We start from the raw sequence: 10,098 nt of genomic DNA on the forward strand, positions 1-10,098 counted from the left end.
AACTCAAGCGATTTACGCTCTTCTCGAGATAGATTGATTGCCTGCGCTTGCCGTCCGCGTCCCATGCAGTCGAGTTTGCCTGCATCGCCCTTTCATTGAAAGATATTTGAGGGATGCTGTACTAGGTCATTGCGGCGCAGGGTACGCAACTTCTGCAGCGTATCAGCACAGGTCTTCGCCGCCTCGGCACCCTTGACCAGGAAATGCTCGAAGTAGAAGTTCTGGTGTTCATCGCCCGCATGGAAGTGATGCGGGGTTAGCACCACCGAGAACACCGGTACTTCGGTTTCCAGCTGAACCTGCATCAGGCCGCTGATCACCGATTGGGCGACGAACTCATGGCGGTACAGGCCGCCATCGACGACCAGGCCAGCGGCAACAATGCCGGCATAGCGGCCGCTACGGGCCAGCAGTTTGGCGTGCAGGGGGATTTCGAAGGCGCCAGCGACTTCAAAAAAATCGATATCGCTTGCCTGATAGCCCAAAACACCCATTTCTTCGACGAAGGCCTTGCGTGCCTGATCGACAATATCCTTGTGCCAGCAGGCCTGGATAAAGGCGATGCGCTCGTGGGAAGGGTTTTTGCTATCGATTGCGGTAGGTTGCATTGAAACGGACTCCTGTTTGTATGAGAAACAGGGCATCTGGATCGAAGGGGATTTCGCCACGCAGGTGCGCAACGACAGGCACAGGTGTGCCTATCCCGTTCTCTCTTTATCCGGACTATGACCGTCGGCCCCGGAATCACACCGGGTCTGCTGACCTTGCACGCCAAGCCTGCAAGCGCTCGCGGGCTATGCGCAATGTGCGCAATTACCGCCGGTGGGGAATTGCACCCCGCCCTGAGAACGTTGCCACCGATCGTCGGCGGCGGAGAATTATTAGCACATATGTGAAGTGAACGTATAGGCTGCTAACGATTTTTTTGCGGATGAATGGCATTTCATCCGGGAAACCTTGCCAATTTTTCCTTGCACCCCCAGTAATACGGGATCAGCTGAAGGTTGCAGAACGTCCAATTGACGGTTTCTATAGCATAAACACACTGCACCCAAGCCTAAGGCCCGATATAATGCGGCCCTTTGCCGTCGTTTCGTCAATTTGACGCAAGCATTTGCCTTAAGGCCGCCGTTTCCGTGGAAGAACCTATGAAAAGCGCAGAAATCCGTGAAGCCTTCCTTCGCTTCTTCGAAGAGCAGGGACATACCCGAGTTGCCTCCAGCTCCTTGATTCCGGGCAACGACCCGACCCTGCTGTTCACCAACGCGGGGATGAACCAGTTCAAGGACTGCTTCCTTGGCCAGGAAAAGCGCGCCTACACCCGCGCCACCAGCAGCCAGAAGTGCGTGCGCGCCGGTGGCAAGAACAGCGACCTGGAAAACGTCGGCTACACCGCACGTCACCACACTTTCTTCGAAATGCTGGGTAACTTCAGCTTCGGTGACTATTTCAAGAAAGACGCAATCACTTACGCCTGGACCTTCCTGACCAAGGTGCTGAACCTGTCGGAAGAAAAACTCTGGGTCACCGTTTATGCCAGCGATGACGAGGCATACGACATCTGGACCCAGGAAATCGGCGTCCCGGCCGAGCGCATGGTGCGCATTGGCGACAACAAGGGCGCGCCTTACGCCTCCGACAACTTCTGGACCATGGGCGATACCGGCCCGTGCGGTCCTTGCACCGAGATCTTCTATGATCACGGCCCGGACATCTGGGGTGGCCCACCCGGCTCGCCAGAAGAAGACGGTGACCGTTACATCGAGATCTGGAACAACGTCTTCATGCAGTTCAACCGCACCGCCGACGGCGTGTTGCACCCGCTGCCAGCACCGTCGGTGGATACCGGCATGGGCCTGGAGCGTATCAGTGCGGTCATGCAGCACGTGCACTCGAACTATGAGATCGACCTGTTCCGCAGCCTGCTTGACGCCTCTGCCGCCGCCATCGGCTGCAAGAACGAAGAGCAGTCGTCGCTCAAGGTTGTATCCGACCACATCCGTTCCTGCGGCTTCCTGATTGCCGACGGCGTGCTGCCGTCCAATGAAGGTCGTGGTTATGTGCTGCGCCGCATCATTCGCCGCGCCTGCCGTCACGGCAACAAGCTGGGCGCCACCGGTAGCTTCTTCTACAAGATCGTCGCGGCACTGGTCGCCGAGATGGGCGAAGCCTTCCCTGAGCTTACGCAGCAGCACGCCAACATCGAGCGCGTGCTCAAGGCTGAAGAAGAGCAATTCGCCAAGACCCTGGAGCAAGGCTTGAAGATCCTCGAACAGGACCTGGCCGAGCTCAAGGGCAGCGTGGTTCCAGGTGACGTGGTGTTCAAGCTCTACGACACCTACGGCTTCCCGATGGACCTGACCGCTGACATCGCCCGCGAGCGCGAGCTGACCATCGACGAAGCAGGCTTCGAGCGGGAAATGGAAGCGCAGCGTGAGCGCGCGCGTTCCGCCAGCGCCTTTGGCCTGGACTACAACACCCTGGTCAAGGTCGATGTAGCCACTGAGTTCACCGGCTACACCGGCACCGAAGGTGAGGCGAGCATCGTTGCTCTTTATAAGGACGGCAAGGTCGTCGAGCAGTTGGGTGAAGGCGAGCAGGGTGTGGTGATCCTCGATCGCACGCCGTTCTACGCCGAATCCGGTGGTCAGGTGGGTGACAGCGGCTACCTGCTGGCCGGCAATGTGCGCTTCGATGTGCGCGACACCACCAAGACCGGCGGCGCGTCCCTGCACCACGGGGTAGTGGCCAGCGGCACGCTGGTGGTCGGCTCCAAGGTTCAGGCCAAGGTCGACGCCGAGGTGCAGCACGCCACTTCGCTGAACCACTCCGCCACTCACTTGCTGCATGCAGCCTTGCGTCAGGTGCTGGGCGATCACGTACAACAGAAAGGCTCGCTGGTCGACAGCCAGCGCCTGCGTTTTGACTTCAGTCACTTCGAGGCGGTCAAGCCGGAGCAGCTCAAGGCGCTGGAAGACATCGTCAACCGCGAAGTGCGCAAGAACTCCGAGGTGCAAACCGAAGAGACCGATATCGATACCGCCAAGCAGAAGGGCGCGATGGCGCTGTTCGGCGAGAAATACGGCGACAGCGTACGGGTGCTGAGCATGGGCGGCGACTTCTCCGTCGAGCTGTGCGGTGGTATCCACGCCAAGCGTACCGGTGATATCGGCCTGCTCAAGATCATCAGCGAAGGTGGCGTGGCCTCCGGTGTGCGCCGTATCGAAGCGCTCACTGGTGAGGCGGCACTGGCTTACCTCAATGCTGCCGAAGAGCAGCTCAAGGAAGCCGCGCAGCTAGTCAAGGGCAGTCGCGACAATTTGGTCGACAAGCTTTCGGTCGTGCTGGAGCGCAACCGCCAGCTGGAAAAACAGCTGGAGCAACTGCAGGCCAAGGCTGCCAGTGCCGCGGGTGACGATCTGTCCAACTCGGCTGTCGAAGTCAAGGACGTCAAGGTCCTGGCTGCGCGCCTGGATGGTCAGGACGGCAAGGCGCTGCTGGCGCTGGTCGATCAGCTGAAGAACAAACTCGGCCGCGCAGTGATCCTGCTCGGCAGTGTCCATGAGGAAAAGGTGGTATTGGTTGCAGGTGTGACCAAGGACCTGACTGGCCAACTCAAAGCCGGTGATTTGATGAAGCAAGCCGCTGCCGCCGTGGGCGGCAAGGGTGGCGGTCGTCCGGACATGGCGCAAGGTGGTGGCGTTGACACCGCTGCGCTGGACAACGCGCTGGCCCTGACCGTGCCATTTGTGGAGCAGGGCGTTTAAGGCACTATTCGGCCCGTCGTCTAGTGGCGGGCCATGGTGTCGTTTGAATGTTTATTGGGTGCCCTTCATGGGCTGAGGCGGCTTTGAAATGGCGTTGATCGTACAGAAATTTGGCGGCACTTCGGTCGGCACGGTCGAGCGAATCGAGCAGGTTGCCGACAAGGTCAAGAAATTCCGCGAGGCTGGCGATGACCTGGTGGTGGTGCTGTCGGCGATGAGTGGCGAAACCAATCGCCTGATCGACCTGGCCAAGCAGATCAGCGATCAGCCGGTTCCGCGTGAACTGGATGTGATCGTGTCCACCGGCGAGCAGGTGACCATCGCCTTGCTGGCCATGGCGCTGGTGAAACGGGGGATTCCTGCGGTGTCCTATACCGGCAACCAGGTGCGTATCCTCACTGATAGCGCGCACAACAAGGCGCGCATCCTGCAGATCGACGATCAGAAGATTCGCGGCGACCTCAAGGCAGGGCGCGTGGTCGTGGTCGCAGGTTTCCAGGGGGTGGACGAGCACGGCAACATCACCACCCTCGGTCGCGGTGGTTCCGACACCACGGGCGTGGCCCTGGCGGCTGCGCTCAAGGCTGATGAGTGCCAGATCTACACCGACGTCGATGGTGTCTACACCACCGACCCGCGTGTGGTGTCCCAGGCTCAACGCCTGGACAAGATCACCTTCGAAGAGATGCTGGAAATGGCCAGCCTCGGTTCCAAGGTCCTGCAGATCCGTGCCGTCGAATTCGCCGGCAAGTACAACGTTCCGCTGCGCGTGCTGCACAGCTTCCAGGAGGGTCCGGGTACCCTCATTACTATTGATGAAGAGGAATCCATGGAACAGCCGATCATTTCCGGCATCGCCTTCAACCGCGATGAAGCCAAGCTGACCATTCGTGGCGTGCCGGATACCCCGGGCGTTGCTTTCAAGATCCTCGGTCCGATCAGTGCCGCGAACATCGAAGTTGACATGATCGTGCAGAACGTTTCGCACGATAACACCACCGATTTCACCTTCACCGTGCACCGCAACGATTACGACAAGGCCCACAAGGTCCTGGGAACCACCGCGCTGGAGCTCAACGCCCGCGAAGTGGTGGGTGACACCAACATTGCCAAGGTCTCGATCGTTGGCGTTGGCATGCGCTCCCACGCCGGTGTTGCCAGCCGTATGTTCGAAGCGCTGGCCAAAGAGAGCATCAACATCCAGATGATCTCCACCTCCGAGATCAAAGTCTCGGTGGTGATTGAGGAGAAGTACCTGGAGCTGGCGGTGCGCGCCCTGCACACCGCTTTCGAACTGGACGCCCCCGCCCGACAGGGTGAGTAAGGCGATGCCTCAAGGGCGCGGCTTGGCCGCGCCCTTCGTGTTTCTGGCTGGTGTGAGAAATCTGTCGTTTTGCTCGCGCTAGTCAATACTTAGGCGTAGGTCGGTAGCCGTCACGGGTTGCAGGCTGAAGCCCTTTTTTTTGCAGACTGTATCCCTGAACTGAATTTCGTGAGGAGAAAGGTATGTTGATTCTGACTCGTCGGTGCGCCGAGAGCCTGATCATTGGCGACGGCGAAATCACCGTGACCGTGCTCGGCGTCAAAGGAAACCAGGTGCGAATCGGTGTAAACGCCCCTAAAGAAGTGGCCGTCCACCGTGAGGAAATCTACCTGCGGATCAAGAAAGAGAAGGACGAAGAACCAAGCCATTAATTTTTATCGAGTTTTTTTCAAAAAAGAGTTTGCAAACGGGGAAGGGTCTGGTTATTATACGCCCCGTGTTGCGGAGAGGTGGCCGAGTGGCCGAAGGCGCTCCCCTGCTAAGGGAGTATACCTCACAAGGGTATCGGGGGTTCGAATCCCCCCTTCTCCGCCATTATTCATGTAGGGCGCTGTAATCCGTCTTAATCACCTAAGTCGTTTAAAATAAACGAAAAAGTGGTTGGCAAACAGATTTAGCGACCTATAATACGCGGTAACAAATGCACTCATAGCTCAGCTGGATAGAGTACTCGGCTACGAACCGAGCGGTCGGAGGTTCGAATCCTCCTGAGTGCACCATACGACGAAGCATTTTTCATCTTGAAAGTTGCTTCAGCTTCAACCAGAGGTGATCTGGTCCATCAAGCGCCAACCCTGCACTCATAGCTCAGCTGGATAGAGTACTCGGCTACGAACCGAGCGGTCGGAGGTTCGAATCCTCCTGAGTGCACCATACAACAGAAAGCCCGCCTACTCAGGCGGGCTTTTTGCTTTTCTGCGTTCTATCTTTTTCTTTCTGACATGTGTTTTTTTTACCCTTGTAACCGTCGCACTGATGGATGCACAGGTTGTCCCAACTATGTCGCGCAAACGATTGTTCTAACCACGATTTTTTCAGCACCCTGACAGCTCAAGCGGTGTATGATTGCGCCCGTCAGCCCCGCCGGGGCTTGTGGAATACCACCATGGACTTACCCAGTAGTTACTCAATAGCAAGTGTTGCCAATCAAGATCTGACTGATTGATTCTCCCGGCGTGCTCCGCTGCTGGGAGTGGAGTTCGCCTATGACAGAAATCGAAGTAAAAAAGACGCAAGAGAGCTTGCAGGATCGCCTGGCCCAGGTGGTCGAGCTGCTGCAGCGTCAACGCGTGGTCGAAGACCTGACGCACCGTCAGGAAGGTCATCATCATGACCTGGTAGAAAACCTCGTTCACCGCCAGAACCTCGTCGAGCTGCAGCGCAAGCTCGATGATCTGCACTCCGCTGACGTCGCTCACATTCTCGAAGCCTTGCCCCTGGATGATCGCCTGACCGTCTGGCAGCTGGTCAAGGCCGAGCGCGACGGCGACATCCTCCTGGAAGTATCCGACTCGGTTCGTGAAACCCTGATCGCCGACATGGACGATCATGAGCTGCTTGCCGCCGCCAAGGAGATGGACGCCGACGAACTGGCTGACCTGGCGCCAGAGCTGCCCCGTGATGTCGTCCATGAGCTGATGGAAACCCTCGATGCCCAGCAGCGTGAGCGCGTCCGCTCCGCGCTGAGTTATGACGAGGAGCAGGTCGGTGCGCTGATGGACTTCGAGATGGTCACCATCCGTGAAGATGTCAGCCTGGAAGTGGTATTGCGTTACCTGCGTCGGCTCAAGGAGCTGCCGGGGCATACCGACAAATTGTTCGTGGTCGATTACGACGGCATCCTCAAGGGCGTGCTGCCGATCAAGCGTCTGCTGGTCAACGACCCCGAGAAGCAAGTGGCCGAAGTCATGGCCGATGATCCGGTGGTATTCCAGCCGGAAGAAGACGCTTACGATGCCGCTCAAGCCTTCGAACGATACGACCTGGTATCGGCGCCGGTAGTGGACAAGAGCGGCCGCCTGATCGGCCGTTTGACCATTGACGAGATGGTCGACCTGATTCGTGAGGAAAGCGAGACCGAAGTGCTGAACATGGCCGGTCTGCGCGAAGAGGAGGACATTTTTGCCTCGGTCTGGCGTTCGTTGCGCAACCGTTGGGCTTGGCTGGCGATCAACCTGATTACTGCATTCGTGGCCTCGCGGGTGATCGGCCTGTTCGAGGGTTCGATCGAGAAGCTGGTGGCACTGGCGGCGCTGATGCCGATCGTGGCGGGTATCGGCGGCAACTCCGGCAACCAGACCATCACCATGATCGTACGCGCCATGGCGCTCGATCAGGTCACCCCGGGCAATACCTCGCGGCTGATGCGCAAGGAGCTGGCGGTCGGCTTGATCAACGGCCTGGTGTGGGGCGGTGTGATCGGTGTGGTGGCGTACCTGCTGTATGGCAGTTGGTCGCTGGGTGTGGTGATGACGGCGGCAATGACCCTCAATCTGCTGCTTGCGGCGCTGATGGGTGTATTGATTCCCATGACCCTGGCGCGTCTGGGGCGCGATCCGGCCATGGGCGCCAGTGTGATGATCACGGCCATGACCGACAGTGGCGGTTTCTTCATTTTCCTGGGCCTGGCCACCATCTTCCTGCTCTAGGTCTCAGTAAAACGCAGCCATAAAAAAGCCAGCTTTCGCTGGCTTTTTCAATTGCGGGTCGCTCTTCAGGAGGCGTCAGCTGCCATCTCGACGTCGTGGGCAATCAGGGCCACCAGGGCGTTTTGCTGGCGGTGGGAAAGTTGACGGAAGCGTTGCAGCAATTCACGTTCGTGCAGCGACAGCTCCGGGCTGTCCAGGCGCATGCTCAGTTCGTCACCCAGAGCTCCTTCCTGGATCAGGCTCTGTTCCAGACGGGCGATGATTTCCGAGTTCATGCTGCGGTGATGGTGGCGCGCTACCTCGGCAATGCGCTCACGCATTCCGTCGGGGAGGCGGACGACGAACTTGTCAGCGGTGCGGCTTGAGTAAACAGCCTGTTTCATTGGGCGCATATAATTGACCGGTTTTAGTTCAGGGGAAGCGGTTCTCGAAATTGGCCGCACGATCTCAGTACGACCATCACGGCGACAAAATGTTCAACCTGAATTGTGAATGAGGTGTGAATCATGCCTCATTGTCGCCGGTTCCTTGGCGTCAATTCTGTGACAAATATTGAACCGGGTGAAGGCGTTTTGCCAGTACCAATTATCAGAAATGAGGACTGGTTTGAAAAGTTTTCATTTTTTCATCTGGCGGTTCGTCGGGACCCTGCCACGACCTGTTGGTAACAGGCGAAAAAGGCCGTGGAAAGCGTCTAGAATGCGCAGGCTTCCTTACTGATGAGCATAGTGGCTATGCAGCATGACGCAAGCGTCGCGCCCCGTACAGCACTGCCTGGGCGCCTGGTCTATTTGATGGGGCCTTCCGGTTCCGGCAAGGACTCATTGATTGATGCTGCCCGGGGCGTTTTAGAGATTCACAACGTGGCAGTCGCCCGGCGTGTGATCACCCGCTCGGCTGAAGCCAAGGGCGAAGATGCTGTTGGTGTTTCGTGCGAGCGCTTTGAGCAGATGTGTGCCGAGGGCGACTTTGCCTTGCATTGGCGGGCCAATGGCCTGGCCTATGGTATCCCGGTGCAGATCGACAGCTGGTTGCAGCAGGGGCGTACGGTGCTGGTCAACGGTTCGCGCGCCCACTTGGCGCAAGCCCGGCAACGTTATCCTGGTCTTCTGGCGGTGCTGCTGAGCGTCGAACCGCAGGTACTGCGCCAGCGCTTGCACGGCCGTGGCCGGGAAACCCGGGAGGATATCGAACGACGTCTGGCGCGCAGCCAGCAACTGAAGTTAGCGGACCAGGACCTGTACTTGCTGGATAACTCCACCCGACTCGATGACGCCGTAGCGCGGTTGCTCGACCTGCTGCGTGAGCAGGGTCTGCTCGTTGGCGGATGAGTCTCGGAACATCCGCCGTCCCTGCTTGGCGGTGGGTTGCAGCCTGGATGGCTGGACCGCAGCAGGGGCCCCGTGCATTCTGCAGTGATCGCTCACTGCCATGTTGCTGAATGCACGATCCTCACCTTTGGCTGAATAAAGGCTACAGGCAAAAAGCCCCACGGATGACATGACAAATGCCGGCGTGATGGTTAACATGCACGCCGTCCTCCGTCGCGCAGCGCTCGTTGCCGGCCCTATGTCTCAGTAGCTCAATTGGATAGAGCATCCCCCTCCTAAGGGGAAGGTTGGCAGTTCGAACCTGCCCTGGGACACCATATAATTCAAGGCTTTCAGCACTCTCCAGCACTCTTGTACAAATCTCATGGGTGCATCGCGGGTGCAGTAGCTCTCTCACGGATCTTGCGTTGTTTACCTCTGGGAGTCGGGTAGTGGCTATTTTTGATATCTTTTCCAAGCGACAGAAAAAGCTCCGCGGCGAAACACCAGATGTCTATCAATACGATGAGCTACCAGCCGGGCTTCGCGTGCAAATTGTCCACGCGATGTGTGACGCGCTGGGCGGTCCTAACGAACATCCAACCAAAGACTGCTGGAAACCCATCAGCGAAATGCTGTGTAGGGAGTACGGGCTGTTCGCTCTGCCAACAGCGCGGCAGCATGGCCGGCGAAATTTCTTTGATGAGGTAGTCGATTTTTTCCTCCAAGCTGAGGAAGTGGAGCACGCGCTTGATGTCGTGGAAATGTGCTTCAGGGCGGTCGATACGATCAGTCGAGAGACTCAATACTTGTGGAGGAACGATGCGAACAAGATCGCGGATGCCTCTATCGATGAGCTCAATAAGCGCTTTCAGGAGCATGGCGTTGGCTATCAGTTCGTGAGTGGCGAGATTTTGAGGATTGACTGTAAGCGGTTGGGGAACACACCTTGCTCAGGTCAGCCCGACATCCATTGATGCGGTAGCAGTTGGTCGATCTCACTGGCCTTCTGCGTCGGCAACCGCGTCAGCACGTCCTTGAGATAGGCA

Annotated in this window: 9 protein-coding genes, 4 tRNA genes and 1 riboswitch; of the genes, 10 read left to right on the plus strand and 3 right to left on the minus strand. The window is 58.0% G+C overall.

Features of this window, described 5'->3' with window-relative positions; all coding sequences use genetic code 11:
* Positions 1–92: 92 nt before the first annotated feature.
* Positions 93–608: a 6,7-dimethyl-8-ribityllumazine synthase gene (locus tag ACRESH_RS23785; protein ID WP_431744275.1), complete on the minus strand. Its 516-nt coding sequence runs from the start codon at positions 606–608 to the stop codon at positions 93–95.
* Between the two features lie 93 nt (positions 609–701).
* Positions 702–854, minus strand: a riboswitch (FMN riboswitch).
* A 294-nt stretch (positions 855–1,148) separates the two neighbouring features.
* On the opposite strand from ACRESH_RS23785, the gene alaS reads away from it, so the two are divergent.
* The 7 genes from alaS (at position 1,149) to mgtE (ending at position 7,739) form a co-directional block, all read left to right on the plus strand.
* Positions 1,149–3,767 (plus strand): alanine--tRNA ligase, encoded by a 2,619-nt coding sequence (gene alaS / locus ACRESH_RS23790; protein WP_431744276.1) that lies wholly within the window; start codon positions 1,149–1,151, stop codon positions 3,765–3,767.
* 88 nt (positions 3,768–3,855) lie between these two features.
* The gene (locus tag ACRESH_RS23795; RefSeq protein WP_431744277.1) at positions 3,856–5,091 is read left to right on the plus strand and encodes an aspartate kinase; all 1,236 of its coding nucleotides are present in this window, start codon (positions 3,856–3,858) and stop codon (positions 5,089–5,091) included.
* Between the two features lie 182 nt (positions 5,092–5,273).
* Positions 5,274–5,462: a carbon storage regulator CsrA gene (csrA, locus tag ACRESH_RS23800; protein ID WP_002554426.1), complete on the plus strand. Its 189-nt coding sequence runs from the start codon at positions 5,274–5,276 to the stop codon at positions 5,460–5,462.
* 72 nt (positions 5,463–5,534) lie between these two features.
* A tRNA-Ser gene (locus ACRESH_RS23805) sits at positions 5,535–5,625 on the plus strand.
* Positions 5,626–5,733: 108 nt separating this feature from the next.
* Positions 5,734–5,810, plus strand: a tRNA-Arg gene (locus tag ACRESH_RS23810).
* 77 nt (positions 5,811–5,887) lie between these two features.
* A tRNA-Arg gene (locus ACRESH_RS23815) sits at positions 5,888–5,964 on the plus strand.
* Positions 5,965–6,296: 332 nt separating this feature from the next.
* On the plus strand, positions 6,297–7,739 hold the full coding sequence (mgtE, locus tag ACRESH_RS23820; RefSeq protein WP_431744278.1) for a magnesium transporter: 1,443 nt from the start codon (positions 6,297–6,299) through the stop codon (positions 7,737–7,739).
* A gap of 65 nt (positions 7,740–7,804) precedes the next feature.
* Here mgtE and ACRESH_RS23825 read toward each other — a convergent pair whose 3' ends face one another.
* Positions 7,805–8,131 carry an Arc family DNA-binding protein gene (locus tag ACRESH_RS23825; RefSeq protein ID WP_038616878.1) on the minus strand — a complete coding sequence of 109 codons (327 nt, stop codon included), beginning with the start codon at positions 8,129–8,131 and terminating at the stop codon, positions 7,805–7,807.
* A gap of 342 nt (positions 8,132–8,473) precedes the next feature.
* Here ACRESH_RS23825 and phnN point away from each other — a divergent pair, with 342 nt between their 5' ends.
* The 3 genes from phnN (at position 8,474) to ACRESH_RS23840 (ending at position 10,026) form a co-directional block, all read left to right on the plus strand.
* Complete coding sequence (gene phnN / locus ACRESH_RS23830) at positions 8,474–9,070, plus strand: phosphonate metabolism protein/1,5-bisphosphokinase (PRPP-forming) PhnN (protein WP_431744280.1); 597 nt, start codon at positions 8,474–8,476, stop codon at positions 9,068–9,070.
* A gap of 240 nt (positions 9,071–9,310) precedes the next feature.
* Positions 9,311–9,387 (plus strand) — tRNA-Arg (locus tag ACRESH_RS23835).
* A gap of 114 nt (positions 9,388–9,501) precedes the next feature.
* A complete protein-coding gene (locus ACRESH_RS23840; protein WP_431744279.1) occupies positions 9,502–10,026 on the plus strand; it encodes an AbiJ-NTD4 domain-containing protein in 525 nt (174 codons plus the stop codon).
* Here ACRESH_RS23840 and ACRESH_RS23845 read toward each other — a convergent pair.
* Positions 10,008–10,098, minus strand: a 91-nt coding sequence (locus ACRESH_RS23845; RefSeq protein ID WP_431741333.1) for a transposase domain-containing protein, incomplete at its 5' end; no start/stop codon positions are given. The genes ACRESH_RS23840 and ACRESH_RS23845 overlap by 19 nt on opposite strands.

The organism is Pseudomonas sp. (genome assembly GCF_050739775.1).
GTDB lineage: Bacteria > Pseudomonadota > Gammaproteobacteria > Pseudomonadales > Pseudomonadaceae > Aquipseudomonas.